Source organism: Glutamicibacter sp. BSL13 (assembly GCF_052928425.1).
The window spans coordinates 1-21360 of the sequence record NZ_JAVGCZ010000042.1 but is presented as its reverse complement, the minus strand read 5'-3'; the positions used below and the strand labels follow the sequence as shown (position 1 = coordinate 21360).

Genomic DNA, 21360 nt, shown 5'->3' with positions numbered 1-21360 from the left:
CCCGCGAAGGCAAGGCCGGGGTGTCGGACCTGTCCGGCAGCACCTTCACCATCAACAACTACGGGGTGTTCAACGTGGATGGCTCCGCGGCGATCATCAACTACCCGGAGGCCGCGATCCTGGGCATCGGCCGGGTCGTGGAACGTCCCTGGGTGGTCAAGGGCAAGGTCAAGGTGCGTTCGATCTGCGAGCTGACGCTCAGCTTCGACCACCGCGTGTGTGATGGCGGCACCGCGGCGGGCTTCCTGCGCTTTGTCGCCGATGCGATGACCAACCCGCAGCACGCGGTCATTTCACTGTAGCGGCCACCGCCACCCGGCGTGGAGCACGGCGCCCGGCTTTCAAGCCGGGCGTCGTGCTTTTAACCCCGGAGGACTCTTTCGGCTCGGGATTTGCCCCACCGGGGCCGCGCGGGAGAGGATCAAAAGCAAAAAACGATGTGACCTGCAACTATTTTGGTGCTGGTCCATGCAAACAGCGGCGGCAGCGGATGCCGCGGCGCTGACCCCACGAGCCCGAGGAAGAGCCATGAAGCAGCCCACAGGACCGGTTACCGTCAAGCACCGGGCGGTGAGTTCACTGCTGCTGCTCGTGCCGGCGGTGGCAGTGCTGGTCACCCGGATGCTGCTGGGCGCGCAGGCTCCTAAGGTGGTGGCCACCCACTGGTCGGGGCTGGATTACCCGGATGGCTTCAGCAGCTTCGGCCCGTTCTACGGGGTGTGCCTGGGGATTGCCGCGGCCGGGGCGCTGCTGGGCCTGGCCGGGATGGGGGCCAAGCGTCCCACGGCCCAGCTGCTGATGCTGTTCCTGGGCGGCCTGGCGGCCTGGACGAGCGGAACCATGTTCATCGGCTGCGTGCTGCCGACCGTGCTGGCCGGGGACCCGGCGCAGGCGCAGTTGGGCGCCTGGATCCTGGTGCTGATCGCCGGTTCGCTGCTCGGCCTGGTGCCGGCCTGGATCAGCGGCGTGTACCAGCAGGCGAACCGGGGGATGAAGCAGGAACGCGATGAACGGATCGCCCAGGGGCAGGGACGGAAACTTCCCCAGGCGCTGCCCGTGGCGCAGCAGCCCCTGCAGCGCAGCGTGAACGCGCCGGTGTGGCTGTGGGTCCTGAGCGCGGGTCTGCTGGTGTTCACCGTGGTCATGTTCTTTGTGCTCGACGGGTCGGCGGAGAACGGTGGGGTGCTCGGCCTGCTGACCGGACCCGTGCTGCTGTTGTTCGCCCTGGCCCTGCTGTTGGGGGTGTGCCGCATAACCGTGAGGGTGGATGAGAAGGGGCTGCTGGTGACCTCCGGGATTCTGGGCTTCACGATGCGCCGGATCCCGCTGGGGCAGATCCAGAGCGTGAACAGTGAATGGATCACCCCGGGGCAGTGGGGCGGCTGGGGCTGGCGGTTCTTCCCCGGCGGCTCGGCCATCGTGTTCCGCGCCATGGACGGGCTGGTGGTGCACACCACCGGGGACAAGCGCTTTGCCGTGACCATGGAGGACTCCGAGGCCGTTCGCGACCAGTTGCTGGCCCGCATGCACCAGGCCGAACCGCGCGATTAGCCTATCAAGGCGCCCAGCCCCGCCGGTGGTGGCGGGGCTGGTGCGTAGGATTGGAGCATGAGCGAACAACCCTTCAGCCTGCGTCCCCTTGCGCTGAAGGTCTACTCACCCTCCCTGCTCTACGGGGTGGGCGTGGGGGCCGTGGCCCCGATCATTTCACTGGCGGCGCTCGGTCGCGGGGCCGACACCGCCACCGCAGCACTGATTGTCACGCTGGTCGGGGTCGGCTCCCTGCTGGCCAACGTGCCCGCCGCCGTGTTGACCACCCGCTACGGGGAACGCATTTCCATGGTGCTGGCCGCAGCCTGGGCGAGCCTGGGCATGGTGCTGGGCATTGTCCCCAGCAACCTGGGACTTTTTGCCCTGGGGGTGGGCATGCTGGGGATGGCCGGGGCCGTGTTCAACCTGGCCCGGCAAAGCTACCTGGCCGAGGCCGTGCCCATGGAATTCAGGGCCCGGGCCATGTCCATGCTCGGCGGGGTGATGCGCATCGGCGTGTTCATCGGGCCCTTCGCCGCGACCCTGGCCATGAAGTGGCTGGGGCTGACCGGGGCGTACTGGGTGGGCCTGTTGGCCATGCTCACCGCCATGGTCGTGTGCCTGTGGATCCCCGAACTGGCCACCCGTGCCGAGCCGGCCGCCGGCAGCACCCCGAACGGCACCTCGATGCTGTCCATTGCCAAGGCCCAGTGGCGGATCCTGCTGGGATTGGGGCTGGGGGTGGTGTGCATTTCCGCGGTCCGCGCCACCCGGCAGGTGGTGCTGCCGTTGTGGGGCGAGAACATTGGCCTGGACGCGGCCACCATTTCCCTGATTTACGGCCTGTCCGGGGCGATTGACATGCTCATCTTCTACCCGGCGGGCAAGGTCATGGACAAGCGGGGCCGGGCCTGGGTGGCGGTGCCGTGCATGGCCACCATGGCGTTGGCGCTGTTCCTGCTGCCGCTGACCCACACCGTGGGCGCCATGTTGGCGGTATCCATGCTGCTGGGGTTCGGCAACGGGATCGGCTCGGGGATTGTGATGACCCTCGGGGCGGATTATTCACCGCCGGTGGGCCGGGCAAAGTTCCTGGGCCTGTGGCGCCTGATGTCCGATGCCGGGGCCATGGCCGGCCCGGTGCTGCTCTCGGGCCTGGTCGCGGTGGGCACCCTGGGCGCCGGGGTGTGGGCGCTGGGCGGGATCTCGGTGCTGGGGGCCGGAATCTTTGGCTATTTCATTCCCCGCACCCGCCGCGCCGGCTAGGCCATCAGCGCCGGCGCGCCGGGCCGAGCACCACCGAACGCAGGCACAGCCCGCTCAGCAGGGCGCTGGCCACGATGTGCGCGATCCCCAGCCCCGCATAGAGCACCAGCAGCGGGTCCGGGATCTGCTTGATGTGCGGGTGGGGCAGCAGCCAGGACAGGGCGATGACCGCCGCCCAGGCCAGCAGGGCGAGCAGCCCGGCCCGCCGTGACCAGGCGGTGCTCTTCACCTTTGCCGCCAGCGGCTGGCGGGCCTGCAGGATGGCGCAGCCAATGACCATCCACCACCCGGCCATCACGAACCCGGCGGCGATGTCCGAGGGTCGGTGCCAGCCGGAAATCAGTGTCGCCAGCCCGGTGATCGTGGCAAAGCCCCAGGCGAAGGGCCCCACGACCGGGCGCAGTCGGGGAGGGGAGATCACATACATCAGCCCCATGGCCGCCGCGGCGGTGGTGGTGTGCCCGGACGGGAAGGAGTTCATGGCGGTGCCGAAATTGAAGTCCGGGCGCTCCAGGACAAAATGCTTGAGCAGCTGGGTGCTGCCCACGGCCGCCACCGCCGCCAGGCTGGCCACCGCCGCCCGCACGAAACTGCGGTCCCGGATCACCCGATAGATCAGGAACAGCACCGCAATCACCGCGCACATGGCCGGCAGCAGATCCAAGAACGCCCGCACCGGCGAATCCAGTCCGGTGCGCGGCCACCAGTTCACCCAGGCCAGGAACGCGGCCTCATCGGCCCACTGGCCCGGACGCAGCCGAACGAAGAACAGGTACTCCACGCAGCCCACCACGCCCAGCAGCGGCAGCGCCCACCACCACTTCAGATGGCGCGGCCCTTTCACTCGCCTGGAATCTCGCATGTTTCCAGATTGTCACACATCAAGTCGCCCCACAGCCCGCCCGATACGCGATACCGAACACATTGTCCTAGGCTGGTAGGCATGGAGAACCAACTGCCCAGCCTCGATGAACTCAAAGCCAACTCGTTTGTGGTGCGCCTGCCGCTGCGCGTAAAGTTCCGGGCAGTGGTCGAACGTGAGGCCCTGCTGCTGCAGGGACCGGCCGGCTGGGGAGAGTTCTCCCCCTTCTTGGAGTACGAACCGGCCGAAGCCAGCCGCTGGCTGGCCGCCGCCATCGAATCCGCCTACCAGCCCTACCCGGAGACCACGGTGCAGCGCATCCCGGTCAACGCCACCCTTCCGGCGGTGAGCACCGAACAGGTCGGCCGGGTGCTGGAACAGTACGATGCGCCGCACACCATCAAGATCAAGGTCGCCGAACGCGGCCAAATCCTGCAGGACGACATTGCCCGGGTCGCCGAAACCCGGCGCCTCTACCCGCAGGCGGCGCTGCGCGTGGACGCCAACGCCGGATGGACCGCCCAGCAGGCCGTCGCCGCCCTGGCCCGGCTAAGCGAATACGACCTGGAATACGCCGAACAGCCGGTACCGGGCATCGATGACCTGGCCCGGCTGCGCGAGGACCTGGCCGCACGGCACATTGACCTGAAGATCGCCGCCGACGAATCGGTGCGCAAGCACACCGACCCGTTGGAGGTTTCCCGCAAGGGCGCGGCGGACTTGATGGTCATCAAGGCCCAGCCACTGGGCGGCATCCGCCAGGCCCTGCAGATCGTGGCCGAGGCCGGGCTGGACGCGGTCGTCTCCAGCGCCCTGGACACCTCGGTGGGGCTGGGCCAGGGCGCCGCACTGGCCGCCAGCCTGCCGGAGCTGAAGTACGCCTGCGGGCTGTCCACCGGCACCCTGTACAAGGATGACGTCACCGAGCAGCCGCTGCTGGCCGAAGCCGGCTACCTGCAGGTGCGCCGCCCCGGCGTCAGCCGGCAGAAGCTGCGCCACTACAGCGTGGAACCCGAAGGCCGGCAGCGCTGGATGCAGCGCCTGGAAAGCTGCTACGCCATCCTGGCCGGGCAGGACCTGGCACAGCGTCCGTTGGCCTGAGGTTAACCTTCCGGTTCCCCGGCGATCACCCACGGGTGGCACGCTCTTCTTGCGCCCTTCCCAGCGCACGATGAGCCACCGCTTCACACCCCAGCCCAGGCACCGGGCTCGCGGCGTGCAGCACCACCACAGAAAGTGATCCCTGATGCAAACCTCGCGCCGGCTGCTTCCCATGCAAGGTCACACCCGCGGCAACCGTTCGGCGGCCACCTGCCATTACAAGTGCGGTGACGCGTGCGCCGCGCCGCAGGCCAACACCTCGGACAACGAGTACTTCAAGGACATCGCCGATGCTGCCCTCTCGCGGCGCAGCATGCTCGGGCTCGGCGCCGTGGGCGCGGCGGCCGTGGTGCTGGGCCCCTCCCTGCTCTCCGCCCCGGCCGCCAGCGCCGCCCCGGCGGCCCAAGGGAAGCGCGGGTTGCTGCCCTTCACCGCCATCGCCCCGGTGTCCCGCTCGGTGGACGGCATGAGCGTGCCTGAGGGCTATGACTGGCACCCGATCATCCGCTGGGGTGACCCGTTGTTCTCCCGCAAGCAGGCCCTGGACCCGGCCAAACCCTCGGCGAAGGCGCAGGCCGCACAGTTCGGCTACAACTGCGACTACCTGGACATCATCGTGGACAAGTACTCATCACATCGCGGGGTGCTGGTGGCCAACCACGAATACACGAACGAGGAAATGATGTTCCCACCCGCCTGGTTTGAGGCGAACAAGGACGAGGCCCGTCGGGTCGCGCTGGCCGCGCACGGCATGTCAGTGGTGGAAGTGCAGCGCAAGAAGAACGACCGGCGTTGGAACTACATCGTGGGCGGCGAACGCAACCGGCGCATCACCATGCACACCGAGTTCCGCATGACCGGCCCGGCCGCCGGCAGCCCGCTGCTGCGCACCCGTGAGGACGAAACCGGAACCCGGGTGCTGGGAACGCTGAACAACTGCGCCGGGGGCACCACCCCATGGGGAACCGTGCTGAGCGGGGAGGAAAACTTCGACCAGTACTTCCGGGGCCGGGGCACCGCGCAGGAAGCCCGGTACGGGATCAAGGCCAAGGCCACCGGCCGCGGCTGGGAGGAGAGCGAACCGCGCTTCGGGCTGCACCACCCCGGCTATGAGAACGAGGCCAACCGCTTCGGGTGGGTGGTGGAAATTGATCCGCAAAACCCGGACTCGGTCCCGGTGAAACACACCAGCCTGGGCCGGTTCAAGCACGAGGGCGCCAACGTGCGCATCGCACAGAACGGCAAGGTCATCGCCTACTCGGGTGATGACTCGCGCTTTGAATACCTGTACAAGTTCGTCTCACGCGACACCTACCGCAAGGGGGACCGCGCCCACAACATGACCCTGCTGTCCCACGGGGACCTGTACGTGGCCACCTTCAGCGGCAATTCCCCGGCCCACGAAATCGACGGCATCGGAACGCTGCCCACCGACGGAGCCTTTGACGGCACCGGGAGGTGGGTCCCGCTGGTGCTCAACGGGGCCTCCCAGGTCCAGGGCATGGCCCTGGACGAGGTCCTGGTCTACACCCGGCTGGCCGCTGACAAGCTCGGCGCCACCAAGCTGGACCGCCCGGAGGACGTGGAACCCAGCCCCGTCACCGGCAAGGTCTACGTGGCCCTGACCAACAACTCCGAACGCGGCAACCATGGCACCGAGGGGGCCACCGAGGTCAGCCCGCGCCTGCGCAACCGGGACGGGCACGTACTGGAGATCACCGAGAACCCCACCGACGCGACCGCCAACGAGTTCAACTGGAACATCCTGCTGGTGGCCGGGGATCCCAAGTTCAATTCCTCCACCTACTTCTCCGGGTACCCGGCCGACAAGGTCTCCCCAATCTCCTGCCCGGACAACCTGGCCTTCGACTCCCAGGGCAACCTGTGGATCTCCACCGACGGGGCACCAAGCACCATCGGCTACTCCGATGCCCTGCACAAGGTCACCCTGGATGGTGAACAACGCGGGCGGGTTGAACAGTTCCTGGCCGTACCGACCGGCGCCGAGACCTGCGGCCCGCTGATCCGCGACAGCGATCAATCGGTGTTCGTTTCGGTCCAGCACCCGGGGGAGGGCGGCAGCTACAACGAACCCCAGTCCCTGTTCCCGGACTACGTCAGTGACGGTCGCAAGGCCAAGAAGGGCCAGATGCGTGGCCCGCGACCCACCGTCGTGCAGGTGTACCGGCGCACCAAGGCCATCAAGGGCCAGGGCCGGGGACCGGGCAAGTAGTGGGCAACGGGAGGCGGTAGGCGGCAGGGACCGGCGGGGCAACCACTAGACTGGGGCAGGTGGGAGCTGAACGAAGCACGGCGCACACCGCCAACGAGTCACCCAGGGACCTGCACCACCGTGAATCCCTGCCGAATACCGCCATCGATACCGCCCGGGACGTGTTCCGCACACTGATCGGCGCGGGAATCCGTGACCTGGTGCTCTCACCGGGTTCCCGCAGCGCCCCGCTGGCCTACGCCGCAGCGGAGGCCGAGGCCAGCGGCAAACTGCGCATCCACGTACGCATCGACGAACGCTCCGCCGGTTTCCTGGCACTCGGCCTGGCCCAGGCCTCCGGGGCCCCGGTGGCGATTGCCATGACCTCCGGCACGGCCGTGGGCCAACTGCTGCCGGCCATCATGGAAGCCAACCACACCGCCACCGCGCTGCTGGTCCTCTCCGCCGACCGTCCCGAGGAGCTGCAGGGCACCGGCGCCAGCCAAACCACCGACCAGCGTGGACTGTTCGGCGTGCACGTGCGCGCGAACCTGAACGTCCCGGCCGGAACCTCGCCCACACCAGCGGTAGACCAAGCCCTGCGGGCGCTCGCCGGGACAAGCAAGAGCGCGCCGGGCCCGGTCCAGCTGAACCTGCAGTTCCGCGACCCGCTCACCCCGCCCCGGGACAGTGATTTAGGCGCACAGCAGTGGGCCCAGCAGATTCGGCCCGGGCGCTGGGCAGGGGAGCAGCCCGACCTGCCGCGCTGGGTGGTGCCCGGCGCCCTGCCGGCACGACGCACCGTGGTGTTGGCCGGGCATGACGCCGGCCCCGAAGCCCAGGCCTTCGCCCAGGCCCTGGGGCTGCCGCTGTTGGCCGAACCGTCCTCGAACGCACGGTTCTCGGCCCAGCTGATCACCCATTACCGGCTGCTGCTGGCCGTGGCCGGGGAACGGATCGAGCGGGTGGTGCTCTTTGGCCGCCCCACGCTCAGCCGCCCGGTGGCCCGCCTGCTGGCGAATCACAACATTCCCAGCGCCCTGTACCAGCCCCGGGCGGTGTCCTGGTACGCTCCGGGCCGGCGCCGCGAACGGCTCGTCGCAGACCCCGCCCAGCTCATCGAGTTCGCCGGCACCGCCCCGAAGGGGTGGCTGGACGCCTGGCGGAGCCTGGACGCGCAGGCACAGGGCATAGTAAGGGACCTGCAGCCGTCGAAGCATGTCAACGGCTACCAGCTGGCCCAGCTGTTGTGGCGCCACCGGCAGGGGCCGTTGTTCATCGGCTCCTCCAACATCGTGCGCGACTTTGACCTGGCCGCTGCCGGGGACGACCGGCCCGGAGCCCGGGTGTACGCCAACCGGGGTCTGGCCGGCATTGACGGGAGCATCTCCACCGCCTTGGGCCTGGCCATCGCCAGCGGCCAGCCGACCCGTGCCGTGCTGGGGGACATCACCTTCCTGCACGAGGCCTCGGCCCTGCTGCTGGCCCCCGATGAACCGCGACCCACCCTGGACGTGGTGGTGTACAACGACGCCGGTGGGGCGATCTTCTCCACGCTGGAACACGGGGCGGTCCACGAATCGGGGCGGTACGGGCAGGCGGTGGAACGCCTGTTCGCCACCCCGCACACGGCCCGCCTCGACGCCCTCGCCCAGGCCTACGGATGGAAGTACTACTGCCCGCAAAATTCCGGCGAGCTGGAGGAACTGTTGGCGGCACCCCAACGGGCCGGGGTGCGGCTGATCGAAGTACGCGCCCCGCGCGAGCAGGTCCGCGCCCAGTCCGTGCAGTGGGCTGAAGCCGTCGGTGCCCTGCCCTGGCCCGAACGCTAGCCCAGCCTGCTCAGGCCATGGCACAAGGACACCGCGCACCCAAGGGTGCGCGGTGTCCTATTTCTGCTTGGGCTGCTGGGTTCCGGCCTAGATATCCACGTGGGTGGGATCCAGCACCCGGCGCAGGAAGTCCTGGGTGCGCGGCTGCTGCGGGTTGCCGATCACGTCGGCTGCCTTGCCCTCCTCAACCACCACCCCGTCGTCCATGAACACCACGCGGTCGGCCACTTCCTTGGCAAACGTCATTTCGTGGGTGACCACCAGCATGGTCATGCCACCCTTGGCCAGTGACTTCATAATCGCCAAGACCTCGCCCACCGTTTCGGGGTCCAATGCGCTTGTGGGCTCATCGAAGAGCATCAGCCGCGGTTCCATGGACAGCGCGCGGGCTATGGCGACGCGTTGCTGTTGCCCGCCTGACAACTGATCCGGATAGCGGCTGCCAAAATCACCTAGTCCCACCCGGTCGAGATTGGTTTGAGCAATCCTCTTTGCCTCGCTCTTGGGCCGTTTTGCGACCTTGATCTGGGCAACGGCGCAGTTCTCCAACACGGTCAGGTGGGGGAAGAGGTTGAACTGCTGGAAAACCATGCCGACATGTCGGCGCATCCTGTCCAGATCCACATCAGGATCCGTAGCCTCGAAACCGCCGACATGAATGGTGCCGCTGTTCGGCTTTTCCAGTAGGTTGACGCAGCGCAGGAGAGTCGACTTACCCGAACCGGAGGGGCCGATCAGGCAGACCACCTCTCCCGGTTCGAGGTTCAAGTCGATCCCTTTGAGCACTTCATTGTTGCCATAAGACTTGCGCAAACCGGTGATGTTCGCGCCCGCTGCTTCAAACTTTTGTTCTGTCGTAGATGTACTCATGATGCTTTCTCCTAGCGCTTTTGCCGGGCGGAGGAACCCTCAAAACGACGCGCGATCAGGCTCAATGGAATGGTGATGACCAGATAGAAGGCACCTGCCACGATTAGCGGAGTAATGCCCGCTCCCAAGGCGGTAATTCCCTCGCGACCAAATTTTGTAATCTCGTATTGAGTCAAGCTCATGCCCAAAATAAACGCCAGGGAGGAGTCCTTGGTCAGAAGAATGACTTCATTGGTCAGCGGCGGCAGCACGATTCGAAAAGCCTGGGGAATGACGATGGTCACCATGGCTCGCCAAGCTGGCATCCCCAACGACCTTGCTGCTTCAGTTTGTCCCTTGGGAACGGCTTGCAGGCCTGCACGCAACGTTTCGGCAATGTATGCGGCCGACACCAAACCCAGCGCGACCATGATGTTTACCGGTTGCGGCCAGTTTGATTCCGGAAAGGCGACAGGAACGCCGAAGCCGAATGCGAGAAGCACGAGGATTGCTGGAACGCCGCGGAAGAACTCGATGAAACCGGTGGCGAACCAGCGGTAGGGAGCAAAAGACGCCATTTTCATGAGCGCCAACAGCAAACCCAGCACTAGACCGAAAGCAAAAGAAATAACTGTGTAGAAGATTGTGTTTTTCAGCCCGACAAGGATGAGATCGGGGAACATCGATCCAATCTTCTCGAAAGCGAAGAACGAGCTTCGGATTTGTGGCCAGTCGGCAGCAAGGATAAGTACTGCGAGAACAACGACGAAGACCGCTATTTGAATGATCTTGCTGATACGAGCCCGTTGACTTGTGGTCATAGCCATGGAAGAACCTCATGGTTGTCGGGCGCGGCGCTCCAACTTGTGATTGAAGCGCCGCGCGAAATCATTGAAGTGTGGGAAGCGGTCTCCTCGCGAAGACCGCTTTAGAAGATTCTTACTTCTGCCCCAACCACTTGTCGGTCATCTTGTCCAGGTCACCCGAGCTCTTCAGCCGGTCCAGAGTGGAATTCACCTTGTCCAGCAGCTCGGCGCTGTCCTTCGGCACCGCAACACCAAGCTTTTCACCGGTCTGAATCTCTTGAACGACTTCAAAGTCCGGCTTGTCCGCGATCGCATAGCGCAATACGGACTGGTTTCCCAGCGCCGCATCCGCCTTGTTCGAGGTCAAGGCCTGGAGCTGAAGACCGGAGTCTTCATAGCCGATGGTTTCCAGTCCTTGTTCCTTGCCGTATTTCTCACCGGTGGTGGCCTGCTGAACGGCGACACGCTTGCCCTTGGCGGATTCAACATCGGTGATCCCGGACCCCTTACGGGCGACCAGCATCAGGTCGTCATCCAGGTAAGGTTCCGAGAAGTCCATGTTGGCCTTGCGCGCATCGGTGATCGAAATCGACGACATCGCGATATCGCACTGAGTCTTGAAGAGGCCGGACTCGATCGAGTCGAAACCTGCGGTGATGACGCTCAGTTTCAAATCCATGTCGGAAGCGATCTCGTTGGCGATATCAATGTCCAGGCCAACGATCTCGCCGTCCTTTTTGAACTCGAACGGTTCGTAGGGAACATCGGAGCAGACGGTCAACTGTCCAGCGGTGCGGGGAGTGAATCCACTGCCCTCGGTGTCCGAGCTGCCGTTGTCGGAGCCGCCACAGCCGGTCAGGGCGATGAGCGCTGCTGATCCGATGGCGAGAGTGGATAGTACGTTCTTCTTGAAGGTGCGCATGGAACGGGACCTACTTTCAGGTGATGCGAGTTACAGGCGTCCTGATAATCATAACCATGACGCGGCCCACCTGAGATTCGCATCACACCGTGTCACGTGGGAATAAGCATTACTTGCTCATTGCCCACCTAATCCCTCCCCAGCCGTGGTGAAGTGTTGGGCACTAGGACTTGTGAGCGGGAAACTGCCAAAAGGTCAAGATTCAAAGTTTGGCTGTGAATGTTGTTTTAGCGCGGTCCCGACCTCGGAGGTGGGTGAGGTGCGCAGCCACCACGACCGGGCCGCATCTCCGGCCGCTTGATAGCCGGGGCACGGATTTTACTGGCGCTCGGCGTGCAGGGCCTGCAGCATGGGCCGCATTTTGGCCCATGATTCGGCCAGTTCTGATTCCGGATCCGAGCCGGTGACGATCCCGCAACCGGCGTACAGGCGCATATTGCTTTCGTCTTCCAGCACGCCTCCGCGCAGGGCAATGCCAAATTCGCCGTCGCCGCGCGAATCGATCCAGCCCACCGGTCCCGCATAGGGTCCGCGGTCCAGCCCCTCCAGTTCGCGCAGCACCTTCCCGGCGAGCTTCGTTGGGGTGCCGCACACCGCAGCGGTGGGATGGAAAATCTCGGCGATATCAAGTGCGGTGGGGAACCGGCCATCAGAGCCGGGGCGCAGCTCGGCGCTGACATCACTTGCCAGGTGCCAGACATTGGGCAATTCCAGGATGAACGGTTCCTCGGGGGCCTGCATGCCGTGGGAAATCGGATCCAGCGCCAGGGTCAGCGAGTCGATGGCCAACTGGTGCTCCACACGCTGCTTCGGGTCACTCAGCAGGACTCGCTGTGGGTAGCCTGCTTCCCCGACCGGAGCCGTGGCCCGGTCCAGTGTGCCGGCCAGGACCCGCGCTTCGGCGGTGCCGTTGGTGACGCGCACCAGCATTTCCGGGGTGGCACCCACCAGCCCGTCCACCGAGTAGGTCCAGCAGTTGTCATAGCCGCCAACCAGCTCCCGGACAACCTGCGCCAAATCGATGCCGCCGCTGCTGTGGGCAATCACGTCCCGGGAAAGCACGAGCTTGGAAATCTCGTCACCCTCCAACACCTTCAGCGCCTGGGTGACCGCCTTCAGGTAGGAGCCTGCGGTCAGGTCTCCGGGCTGCAGGCTGATCGTGCCGTGCGGGGCGCCGGTGTAGGCCGCCTCGTCCAGCAGCTCCTGGCACCGGGCCAGGGCGTAATCGTAGGTGAGCTGCTCGGTGTCCAGGGTGTCGCTGGTGATGGTGATCCACGAAAGCGCTCCGTCCTTGCCCAGGACCACCTCCGGGATCACCAGCCGGGAACGGTAGTTGCTGGTATACGAGAATGCGAACGCGCCGAAGGCCACCGGCCCGCTGCCGGGCTGGTTGATTGGATCGATCACGGTGGCGCGCTGCACGAGGTCGGTAAACCACTGCCGTGCGTCGGCGAAGCGTTCAGCCCCCTGGGTATGCAGACGGGCCACCGCCCCCAGGCCCACCAGGCCGTCACCCTGCCGGGTCCACACCAGGGCTCGGTGACGCAATGCGTCGAGCACAAAGGACGGGTCGGTGTGGTCGAAACTAAAGGTCACACTGGCAAGAACAGGCAGCTCCTGCTGCACGAAGGCAGGGGAGGCGACAGGCAAATCGGCAGACATGATACGGCTAAGCCTACCGCCGAAAGCGCGCGGTGAGGCTGTGCTGGTGGCCGCAGTCACGCTCCGGCCCAGTGCGCCCGTGCGCCGGAGTTGTCCTGCCCACGAGGTGGGGGCGGTAAGGGTGTGCCGTGTACCGCTGTGCCTTGTGGCCTCTGGCCCACGGCGAAGATAACAGCACCGCAAAGAGAAAGAGGAGGGCCACATCGGCTAGAGTGATAGAAGTTTCGGAAGCGGTGCGCTGCCGAGGAGTCCTCCTGGGACGATAACCAAACCCGTTGAAAGATAAGTAAGCCGTAAAACAGTGACTGATTCGAAAAGCAACTGGACCGCAGCCGGGCATGAGGTTCCGAACTCGATAGAGCTGAATCCGGAAACCGCGGCACTGGCCGCGACCATCAATCTTCCAGCAGGTTTCGCCCCGATTGCCGAGGACCCGGAGTTCGGCCCGGCCGTCTCCACCGGGCTGGCCAAGGTCGAGAAGCTGCTGCGCGACGCAATCGCCAACTCCGATCCGCTGATCGACGCCTCCTCCCGACACCTCGTGGAAGCCGGCGGCAAGCGGGTGCGCCCGCTGCTGGTGCTGCTGACCGCGCTGCTGGGCGAGGGAATCGACGACGATGTCATTAAGGCGGCCGCCGTGGTGGAACTGACCCACCTGGCCACGCTTTACCACGATGACGTCATGGATTCGGCCCCGATGCGCCGCGGCGCCCCGACCGCCCACGAGGTGTGGGGCAACTCAGTTGCCATTCTGGCCGGTGACCTGATCTTTGCCCGTGCGTCGGTGCTCGGTGCCGAGCTGGGCCCGGAAGCGGTCACCTGGCAGTCACGCACCTTTGAGCGCCTCTGCCTGGGACAGCTGCACGAATGGATTGGCCCGCGCGAGGGGGACGACCCGATCGCCCACCACCTGCAGGTCATTAGCGACAAGACCGCCTCCCTGCTGGCAACCTCCGGCGCCTTTGGTGCCCGTTTCGGCCAGCGCCCGGAATATGTGGCGATCCTGCGCGAATACGGCGAAAAGGTAGGCGTGGCCTTCCAGGTGGCCGACGACGTGATCGACCTGGTCGCCACCAGCGGCAACTCGGGTAAGACTCCGGGGACCGACTTGCGCGAAGAAGTTCCCACCCTGCCGGTGCTGAAGCTGCGTGAAGCCGCGGCACACGGGGACCACGATGCAATCGCGGCCCTGGAGCTTGTTGACGGTGATTTGAGCAGTGACGAGTCGCTGGCCCAGGCTGTTGCGGCCGTCGGAGCGCACCCGGCAACCCGCCAGGCCTGGGAAGTGGCCCGCCAGTGGGCTGATGATGCCATCAAGGTCCTGGAGCCGCTGCCCGAAGGCACCGTGAAGCACGCGTTGATCGCCTTCGCTGACGCCGTGGTCACCCGCGAGGCCTGAGCGTTGAAGCGCCCTTGAGGGGGCAGACCAACAGATGTCAAAAAGGATCGGCCGGCTCCCATGCGGGGGCCGGCCGATCCTTTGTCATGCCGCGGTGTTGTGCCATAGGTAAGTGATAACGCCGTCTATGTCGGTTTTCCTGATGCAACTGCTGCGAGCTCGGTTCCTTTGCAGAACCGATATCGAGGGGCTGCAGAAAAACAAGTTGCGGTCCCTGGTTCACTCACCCAGGGATCGTGATCGGTGCAATGCGTTCAACGGGTGACGCGAAGATCAAAGTAGGACAAAAAGATTCGCGATGCCTTCGGTTTATTTATCTCTTCCCTCAGCTGCCCTTCCACGGATTGCTGTTGCTGTTCTCTGCGGGTCTTGACGCTTGGCTAAATATAAACAGGTCACAGAACCTACCTAGCCAGTCAAATACCTAGCGTGTTAATAGCTTGCAAAGGGTTGACGAAGCGCAGAAAGTAATTAGTGTGTACTAAAAGTGAAATGATGTGCGCAAGGAGATCGAACGGTGTTGAAAATCAAGAAGATGTTAACCACTGGCGCGACGGCGCTCTGCCTGACCGCCGGGATGGTGGCCCTGGCTCCTGCCGCCCAAGCGGACACCCAAACTCGGTGGTACAACAACTTGCAGGTTTGCCAAGCGGAAACCAATGCTCGGGCGAAGCACCTGCGAAATAAGGGCTACACGGTCAGTATTCAGCGGTATTGCAAGGGGGAGCAGTACATCGGTTACAGGCCGCAGTATCAGTCGATTCTCTACTTCAACTGACACTCGCAGAAGAACCCCGAGTCTGCTGAAGGTTCGGGTGAGACTAAGGTTTAGGCTGCAAGAGCGACAGCTCGATCATTGCAGCCTCGAACGCCGGCGACGCAGCCATTTGCTGCCGCTCGTGTGCTGCTCGTGCCAAAAAGGCGCCCGAAAGGTCGTCAGGTGCTCGACCTACGTGCAGACCAGGACTAGGAAACCCGCCGCAACTCCGCCTCGGTCAGAGCGAAGGGGTGGCGCTCGGAGAACACCGCGGCACGCAGCTGCTCGGCCTTTTCCGCCCGGTCCGCCACCGGCACCCGGTGGCGCAGCTGGCGATAGAGCATGTCATCTGAATAACGGGCAAAGACGTGCTGGTGATAGTGCCACACGTGCTGGTTGCCAGCGGGCTCATTGTGCTGCCGGGTGCTGGTTCCCTCCGGAGCCCAGGCAAGTTTCATGGCCAGGGCAATCCGGCGGGTCTCACGCATAATCGCCGCGCAGACCTCATCATCAAGGTCATAGAGGGATTCAAGGTGGGCGGTGGGGATGATCATCACGTGTCCGCCGTATTTGCCGAACCCGTCACAGGCCATGATCGCCGCCGCGTGACGCGTCTGGTAGATCATGTCTGTGGGAGCGCACAGGTTCCCCTCGCTGAACGGCAGGTCATTGAGCAGCTCGCAAAACGGGCACTGGTACCCGGCCGGGGCGTGGGAATGGTGCAGCACTAATTCTCCAATTCCGCGCTGAGCTCCTCGAACACCCAGGCGAACATGTCCAGCGTGAACTCGCTGAACGTTCCTTCCTCACTGGTCCAGTTGCCGCGCGCGTTGTTGCGGCGGTAAACAATCGGATCGGGCACGTCGAGCTGGTTGACCTTGAAGCCCCAGACGAATTTTTCCTCCTCGTCCTCCAGGAACAAGAGGTAGCCGTCCTCCACCTCCAGCTCCTCAGGGTCGAAGAAATAGTGGTAGGCCTCCATGAAGTCCTCGCAGTTACCTAGCGAACGGTAGAACTCCTCCAGCACCTGGGGGATCTGCACCCGAGACTCCTCCAGTGCCCCACCCAGTTCCGCAGCGCTCAACCCGTCACTCTGGCTCCAGGCGTCATCCAGATACTTGGGAACCAGGGAACGGAACTTCTCAATGAACATGTCAGCCATGTCAATATCCTATCGACTCACGGCCCCCGGCAGGGAACCGGGGCGGCGCTCGCTCAGGCCAGTTCCAGGGCGATTAATGCGATCCACAGCTGCACCCGGTCGCCGGTGACCGTCGGGTCGTAGCCGGAGAGCTCGGTGATCTGCTGCAACCGGTAGCGCACCGTGTTGCGGTGCAATCCCAGCGACTCGGCCACGGCGCCGACCGAACCGTCCAGCTTGAAGTACTCGCGCAGCGTGGTCACCAGTTCGCCGCGGTTGGTCCGGTCGAATTTCTGCAGCGGCCCCAGCGCCTCGGCAGCCAGATCGTGGATGGGCACGTCCTTGGCGGTGAGCAGCAGGGAGGTCAGCGACAGCTTGGCCGGGGCATTAACCCGTTCCCCGTGGCGCAACGCCTCCAGTGCCTCAAAGTAGCTCCACCGCACCCCGCGCGCCCCCGGATAGCTGCCGCCGTAGCCAATGGACGCCTGAATCCCGGCCTTCTCCAGGTACTCGCTGATCAGCGTTACCGCCTGCGCGGCCAGCTCCTGGGGGAGCAGCATCGCCAAACGGTCATCGATCATCGAGGTGACCTGTTGCTCTAGCAGCGGGGGCAACGGCAGGCTCGGCAGCACCGACGCCGCGGAGACGGCCTGGATGAGGATGGCCACGTGGTTGCGCTGCCGGTCCAGACCCAGCGCCCGCAGCCGGTCGGCGGCCTCGCTGCCATCCAGTGTGCCGGCCACCAGATCGGCCAGGATCTGCCCGTTGCCCAACCGGTGGGATTCAAGCAGCCGCGCCTTGTTGGCCAGCTCCAGGCCAATCAGGGACTGGGCGTACTCCACCAGCGCATCGTGCTCATAGGGTTCGGCCAGGTACAACGCCCCCCGGTCGCGCATTCCGGTGGCGATCGGCAGCTGGTGCCAGGTGCCCGTGCGGAAGTCCGGACCGTAGATTTGGGTGCCGTACAGGGAGACCGCCACGTCGGTGCCCAGCATGTTCGCCAGCTCGCCGAGCATGCTGTCCAGGCTGGAGGAGAGCAGCGTGCGGGTCAGTCGCTGGTGGGAGTTCAGCAGCTGCTGCAGCTGCTGCAGGTGGAAGCGGTTCAGTTCCTCGGCAATCAGCTTGGTGATTGCCGCGAAGGGGGTCTGGTACGGGACCTCGAAGACCGGCAGGTTGACCTCGGCGGCCGCCTTCAGGATGCTGTGCGGCACGTTCTTGTGCCCCAGCCCCGTCCCGTACCCCAGGGCAATCACCCCGTTCTCGGCCAGCAGGCGCACGAACTCGCGCTGGCTTGCGGTCGTCTTCTGGCGCACCCCGGTGGTCAGCACGATCTCCTCGCCGGTGAGGAACTCCGAAGGGTCCAGCAGCTCGGTGATTGCGGCCCACGTGATGGATGTCTCGCGGGTTTTCGAAAAGTCATTGAGCGGGCGCAAATCAAGCTCGTCATGCTCAAGCAGGGCTCCAAGGGTGATTGCCATGCTTAAAGTTTAGGCTCTGAATTGTGCGCAGCCGCGATGGGGAAAACCCCTTGACAAGGAACTAAAACAGCCATTTCACACATATGCTAGTTGTTCTAGGTTAGGTTAATCACATGAACACTCCATCTTCAGTACGAGGCGCCCGCAAGGCGACAGGACAACGCGAGGTCTTCTCCTCGCGCAAGTTGTTCATCCTGTCCGCCATCGGCTCCGCTGTCGGTCTGGGAAACATCTGGCGTTTCCCCTACGTTGCCTACGAAAACGGTGGCGGCGCATTCTTGATCCCCTACCTGGTGGCGATCCTGTGTGCCGGCATCCCGTTGCTGTTCCTTGACTACTCGGTCGGTCACCGCTTCCGCGGCTCCGCCCCGCTGGCCTACCGCCGCCTGAACCGCAAGGCCGAAGTGCTGGGCTGGTGGCAGGTGCTGATCTGCTTCATCATTGCCATCTACTACGCCGCGATCATCGGCTGGGCGGCCATGTACGCCTGGTTCTCGCTGAGCAAGGCGTGGGGCGATGACGCCGAAGGCTTCTTCATGGGCGAGTTCCTGAACGTGGCCGATAACGTCGGGGTATCCTTCGACATTGTTTCCCGCGTCTTCTTCCCGATCCTGGCCGTATGGGCGGTGACCATCATCATCATGGTGGCCGGTGTGAACAAGGGCATTGCCCGCGCGAACGTGGTCTTCATGCCGCTGCTGATCGTGATGTTCGTGCTGCTGGTGGTTCAGTCGGTCTTCCTGCCCGGCGCCATGGACGGGCTGAACGCGTTCTTCACCCCGAACTGGGAGGCCTTGATGAACCCGGCGGTGTGGGCGGCGGCGTTCGGCCACATCTTCTTCTCCCTGTCGGTGGCCTTTGGCATCATGGTCACCTACTCCTCCTACCTGCGCCGCAAGACCGACCTGACCGGCTCGGGCTACGTGGTGGCCTTCGCCAACTCGGGCTTTGAGATCCTGGCCGGCATCGGCGTGTTCGCCGCCCTGGGCTTCATGGCCCACAACACCGGGGCCGCAGTCGGCGACGTGGTCAGCGGCGGCATCGGGCTGGCGTTCATCGCGTTCCCGACCATCGTCTCGCAGGCTCCGCTCGGGGCCCTGCTGGGCGTGCTGTTCTTCGGCTCGCTGGTCTTCGCTGGCCTGACCTCATTGATCTCAATCCTTGAGGTGATTGTCGCGGCGTTCCAGGACAAGCTGGGATGGAACCGCAAGGCGGCGACCCTGATCGTCACCGTGCCGATCGGGCTGATCTCCCTGGCCCTGTTCTCCACCACCACCTCGCTGTACCTGCTGGATACGCTCGATGCCTTCGTCAACCAGTTCGGCATCCTGGCCTGCGCCCTGGTCACCGTGATCGTGGTCGGCGCCGGACTGGGGGCCCTGCCGAAGCTGGCCAAGCACCTGAACCGCCACAGCTCCATCAAGCTGGGCACCGGGTGGATGGTCCTGGTCGGCGGCGTTGGCCCGGCAGCGCTGGGTTACATGCTGCTCAACGAGCTGCAGAGCAAGATCGGCGAACAGTACTCCGGCTACCCGGCGTGGTTCAACGGGATCTTTGGCTGGGGCATGGCCGGAGCGCTGATCGTCTTCGCGGTGCTGCTCTCGCTGATTCCCTGGAGTCGTGGCTCGAAGCTCAACGACCCGGAATTCGAACAGCACAAGGCCAAGGTCCTCGATGAGGAACTGCCCGACACCACTGTGAAGAGGTACTAGCCATGACTGGAATTGCCATTGTCTTCATGATCATCGCCATGCTCACCATCTGGGGAGGGCTGGTGCTGGCACTGATCAACCTGTCACGTCACCCGGATGTACCCGATGATCCGGAAGATGACCTGATCGAGGCACCGACCCAGCTGTAGCCGGGGCTGCCAGAACACCTCGGGGCGCGGCGGTGGGGAAGCGATTCTCCACTGCCGCGCCCTTGTCTGTGCAGCTGCACAAATACTGCTTCGCGCGCCTGTGCCACGGCGGTTGGACGCGCCGGAACCGCGTCATATCCTGCTATGAGTACGACAGACTTAGGGCCGGCAGGATTCAGGCCCGGCCCCCATTTGAGGAAAGGAGCTTGCTGTGGACGTCTCATACCGTATCGAACAGAAGCGCAAGGTAAACGGTGCATTCCCAGGTCCGAAGTCCCAGGAGCTGACCGCCCGCCGCCAGAAGTCCGTGGCCGCCGGTGTTGCCTCCACTCTTCCGGTCTACGCCGCCGATGTTGACGGCGGCATCATCGTTGACGTTGACGGCAACCAGCTCATCGACCTCGGGTCGGGCATCGCAGTGACCACCGTGGGTGCCTCCAACCAGGCAGTGGCCAAGGCGGTGGCCGAGCAGGCCGCGCGCTTCACCCACACCTGCTTCATGGTGGCCCCGTACGAGAACTACATTGAACTGGCCGAAAAGCTGGTGGCCATCACCCCGGGCGAGTTCGAAAAGCGGGCCGTGTTCTTCAACTCCGGCGCCGAGGCCGTGGAGAACGCCATCAAGGTGGCCCGTGTGGCCACTGGGCGCCAGGCCGTGGTGGCCTTCGACCACGCCTACCATGGACGCACCAACCTGACCATGGGCCTCACCGCCAAGGCCGCCCCCTACAAGCGCGGCTTCGGCCCGCTGGCCCCGGAAATCTACCGGATGCCGATGAGCTACCCGTACCGTGAGGAAAACCCGAACATCTCCGGCAAGGAAGCGGCCGAGCGCGCCATCCTGGCCATGGAAAAGCAGATCGGCGGGGACCAGATCGCCGCGATCATCATTGAACCAATCCAGGGTGAGGGCGGCTTCATCGTCCCGGCCACCGGCTTCCTGCCGCGGGTCGCCGAATGGGCCAAGGAAAACGGCATCGTGTTCATCGCCGACGAAGTCCAGGCCGGCTTCGCCCGCTCCGGCGCCTGGTTCGCCTCCGATATCGAGGGCATCGAACCAGACCTGGTGACCGTGGCCAAGGGCATCGCCGGGGGCATGCCGCTGTCCGGTGTGGTGGGCCGCGCCGAACTGCTGGACTCCGTGCACGGCGGTGGACTGGGCGGCACCTACGGCGGCAACCCGGTCGCCGTGGCCGCGGCCCTGGAGAGCATCAAGTTCATGGACGAGCAGGACCTGCCCGGTCGTGCCCGCGAAATCGAATCCCAGTTCTTCGAGCGCTTCACCGCGCTGCAGAAGGATGTCCCGGCCGTGGGTGACGTGCGCGGCCGCGGGGCCATGGTGGCCATCGAATTCGTCAAGCCCGGCGGCAAGGAGCCGAACGCGGAGCTGACCAAGAAGGTCGCCGCCCAGTGCCTGGAGGACGGTGTGCTGATCCTGACCTGCGGCACCTACGGCAACGTCATCCGCCTGCTGCCGCCGCTGGTGATCAGCGACGAACTGCTCACCGACGGCTTCGACGTGCTGGAAGCGGCCATCCGCCAGCACGCCTAGTTCTTCACCGGGACCCTGTTTTCAAGCTCGGGGATCCGGTGAGCACGACGCCGGGGTGCCAGGACCATTGGTTCTGGCACCCCGGCGTCGTTTTTGCCCCCTTACCGCCGGCCGGCTGGGGCGGGGCGGG

19 protein-coding genes are annotated in these 21360 nt (G+C 64.8%); 11 read left to right on the top strand and 8 right to left on the bottom strand.

The genetic code is table 11. The annotated features are described in order from the left end of the window. The 3 genes from RCJ92_RS09315 to RCJ92_RS09305 all read left to right on the top strand — a co-directional run. The coding region (locus RCJ92_RS09315; protein ID WP_446754393.1) for a 2-oxo acid dehydrogenase subunit E2 at positions 1–302 on the top strand (302 nt) is incomplete at its 5' end. Positions 303–528: 226 nt separating this feature from the next. Then, positions 529–1551, top strand: coding sequence for a hypothetical protein (locus tag RCJ92_RS09310; RefSeq protein WP_446754392.1), 1023 nt, complete (start codon positions 529–531; stop codon positions 1549–1551). A 57-nt stretch (positions 1552–1608) separates the two neighbouring features. Continuing rightward, positions 1609–2796, top strand: a complete 1188-nt coding sequence (locus RCJ92_RS09305; RefSeq protein ID WP_346923105.1) for an MFS transporter — start codon at positions 1609–1611, stop codon at positions 2794–2796. Positions 2797–2800: 4 nt separating this feature from the next. Here RCJ92_RS09305 and RCJ92_RS09300 read toward each other — a convergent pair whose 3' ends face one another. Then, positions 2801–3640 carry a phosphatase PAP2 family protein gene (locus RCJ92_RS09300; protein WP_446754391.1) on the bottom strand — a complete coding sequence of 280 codons (840 nt, stop codon included), beginning with the start codon at positions 3638–3640 and terminating at the stop codon, positions 2801–2803. A 99-nt stretch (positions 3641–3739) separates the two neighbouring features. Here RCJ92_RS09300 and RCJ92_RS09295 point away from each other — a divergent pair, with 99 nt between their 5' ends. The 3 genes from RCJ92_RS09295 to menD all read left to right on the top strand — a co-directional run bounded on the left by RCJ92_RS09295 (position 3740) and on the right by menD (position 8803). After that, complete coding sequence (locus RCJ92_RS09295) at positions 3740–4759, top strand: o-succinylbenzoate synthase (RefSeq protein WP_138177023.1); 1020 nt, start codon at positions 3740–3742, stop codon at positions 4757–4759. A 172-nt stretch (positions 4760–4931) separates the two neighbouring features. Continuing rightward, positions 4932–6992 (top strand): PhoX family protein, encoded by a 2061-nt coding sequence (locus RCJ92_RS09290; RefSeq protein WP_446754390.1) that lies wholly within the window; start codon positions 4932–4934, stop codon positions 6990–6992. 59 nt (positions 6993–7051) lie between these two features. Beyond that, positions 7052–8803 carry a 2-succinyl-5-enolpyruvyl-6-hydroxy-3-cyclohexene-1-carboxylic-acid synthase gene (gene menD, locus RCJ92_RS09285; protein ID WP_446754389.1) on the top strand — a complete coding sequence of 584 codons (1752 nt, stop codon included), beginning with the start codon at positions 7052–7054 and terminating at the stop codon, positions 8801–8803. Between the two features lie 87 nt (positions 8804–8890). Here the strand turns inward: menD and RCJ92_RS09280 are convergent, their stop codons facing one another. The 4 genes from RCJ92_RS09280 to RCJ92_RS09265 form a co-directional block, all read right to left on the bottom strand. After that, the gene (locus RCJ92_RS09280) at positions 8891–9673 is read right to left on the bottom strand and encodes an amino acid ABC transporter ATP-binding protein (RefSeq protein WP_446754388.1); all 783 of its coding nucleotides are present in this window, start codon (positions 9671–9673) and stop codon (positions 8891–8893) included. 11 nt (positions 9674–9684) lie between these two features. Continuing rightward, on the bottom strand, positions 9685–10479 hold the full coding sequence (locus tag RCJ92_RS09275) for an amino acid ABC transporter permease (RefSeq protein WP_446754387.1): 795 nt from the start codon (positions 10477–10479) through the stop codon (positions 9685–9687). 112 nt (positions 10480–10591) lie between these two features. Further along, the gene (locus RCJ92_RS09270) at positions 10592–11380 is read right to left on the bottom strand and encodes an ABC transporter substrate-binding protein (RefSeq protein WP_343831921.1); all 789 of its coding nucleotides are present in this window, start codon (positions 11378–11380) and stop codon (positions 10592–10594) included. Positions 11381–11698: 318 nt separating this feature from the next. Beyond that, positions 11699–13042, bottom strand: coding sequence for an isochorismate synthase (locus tag RCJ92_RS09265; RefSeq protein ID WP_360028172.1), 1344 nt, complete (start codon positions 13040–13042; stop codon positions 11699–11701). Positions 13043–13343: 301 nt separating this feature from the next. Here RCJ92_RS09265 and RCJ92_RS09260 point away from each other — a divergent pair, with 301 nt between their 5' ends. Continuing rightward, positions 13344–14441 carry a polyprenyl synthetase family protein gene (locus RCJ92_RS09260; protein ID WP_446754386.1) on the top strand — a complete coding sequence of 366 codons (1098 nt, stop codon included), beginning with the start codon at positions 13344–13346 and terminating at the stop codon, positions 14439–14441. A 517-nt stretch (positions 14442–14958) separates the two neighbouring features. After that, the gene (locus tag RCJ92_RS09255; RefSeq protein ID WP_138177042.1) at positions 14959–15219 is read left to right on the top strand and encodes a hypothetical protein; all 261 of its coding nucleotides are present in this window, start codon (positions 14959–14961) and stop codon (positions 15217–15219) included. Positions 15220–15407: 188 nt separating this feature from the next. On the opposite strand, the gene RCJ92_RS09250 is transcribed toward RCJ92_RS09255, so the two are convergent. From RCJ92_RS09250 to RCJ92_RS09240, 3 genes are read right to left on the bottom strand one after another with little or no spacing between them, the layout of a single operon-like run. Beyond that, positions 15408–15926 (bottom strand): HIT family protein, encoded by a 519-nt coding sequence (locus RCJ92_RS09250; protein ID WP_446754385.1) that lies wholly within the window; start codon positions 15924–15926, stop codon positions 15408–15410. Next, positions 15926–16360 (bottom strand): hypothetical protein, encoded by a 435-nt coding sequence (locus tag RCJ92_RS09245; protein ID WP_054821032.1) that lies wholly within the window; start codon positions 16358–16360, stop codon positions 15926–15928. Before RCJ92_RS09245 ends, RCJ92_RS09250 begins: the two co-directional genes overlap by 1 nt. A 53-nt stretch (positions 16361–16413) precedes the next feature. Continuing rightward, positions 16414–17817: a PucR family transcriptional regulator gene (locus RCJ92_RS09240; RefSeq protein WP_446754384.1), complete on the bottom strand. Its 1404-nt coding sequence runs from the start codon at positions 17815–17817 to the stop codon at positions 16414–16416. Between the two features lie 113 nt (positions 17818–17930). On the opposite strand from RCJ92_RS09240, the gene RCJ92_RS09235 reads away from it, so the two are divergent. The 3 genes from RCJ92_RS09235 to gabT all read left to right on the top strand — a co-directional run bounded on the left by RCJ92_RS09235 (position 17931) and on the right by gabT (position 21230). Beyond that, complete coding sequence (locus RCJ92_RS09235; protein ID WP_138177051.1) at positions 17931–19529, top strand: sodium-dependent transporter; 1599 nt, start codon at positions 17931–17933, stop codon at positions 19527–19529. 2 nt (positions 19530–19531) lie between these two features. Beyond that, entirely contained in the window at positions 19532–19678 is a 147-nt protein-coding gene (locus tag RCJ92_RS09230) for a methionine/alanine import family NSS transporter small subunit (RefSeq protein WP_138177054.1), read from the top strand. Positions 19679–19889: 211 nt separating this feature from the next. After that, positions 19890–21230 carry a 4-aminobutyrate--2-oxoglutarate transaminase gene (gabT, locus tag RCJ92_RS09225; protein ID WP_446754383.1) on the top strand — a complete coding sequence of 447 codons (1341 nt, stop codon included), beginning with the start codon at positions 19890–19892 and terminating at the stop codon, positions 21228–21230. Positions 21231–21360 lie beyond the last annotated feature (130 nt).

Bases quoted from the DNA above. Each gene is read 5' to 3' on its own strand.
- RCJ92_RS09310 (WP_446754392.1), top strand. From the start codon at position 529: ATGAAGCAGCCCACAGGACCGGTTACCGTCAAGCACCGGGCGGTGAGT.
- RCJ92_RS09305 (WP_346923105.1), top strand. From the start codon at position 1,609: ATGAGCGAACAACCCTTCAGCCTGCGTCCCCTTGCGCTGAAGGTCTAC.
- RCJ92_RS09295 (WP_138177023.1), top strand. From the start codon at position 3,740: ATGGAGAACCAACTGCCCAGCCTCGATGAACTCAAAGCCAACTCGTTT.
- RCJ92_RS09290 (WP_446754390.1), top strand. From the start codon at position 4,932: ATGCAAGGTCACACCCGCGGCAACCGTTCGGCGGCCACCTGCCATTAC.
- RCJ92_RS09280 (WP_446754388.1), bottom strand. From the start codon at position 9,673: ATGAGTACATCTACGACAGAACAAAAGTTTGAAGCAGCGGGCGCGAAC.
- RCJ92_RS09275 (WP_446754387.1), bottom strand. From the start codon at position 10,479: ATGGCTATGACCACAAGTCAACGGGCTCGTATCAGCAAGATCATTCAA.
- RCJ92_RS09270 (WP_343831921.1), bottom strand. From the start codon at position 11,380: ATGCGCACCTTCAAGAAGAACGTACTATCCACTCTCGCCATCGGATCA.
- RCJ92_RS09265 (WP_360028172.1), bottom strand. From the start codon at position 13,042: ATGTCTGCCGATTTGCCTGTCGCCTCCCCTGCCTTCGTGCAGCAGGAG.
- RCJ92_RS09245 (WP_054821032.1), bottom strand. From the start codon at position 16,360: ATGGCTGACATGTTCATTGAGAAGTTCCGTTCCCTGGTTCCCAAGTAT.
- RCJ92_RS09240 (WP_446754384.1), bottom strand. From the start codon at position 17,817: ATGGCAATCACCCTTGGAGCCCTGCTTGAGCATGACGAGCTTGATTTG.
- RCJ92_RS09235 (WP_138177051.1), top strand. From the start codon at position 17,931: ATGAACACTCCATCTTCAGTACGAGGCGCCCGCAAGGCGACAGGACAA.
- RCJ92_RS09230 (WP_138177054.1), top strand. From the start codon at position 19,532: ATGACTGGAATTGCCATTGTCTTCATGATCATCGCCATGCTCACCATC.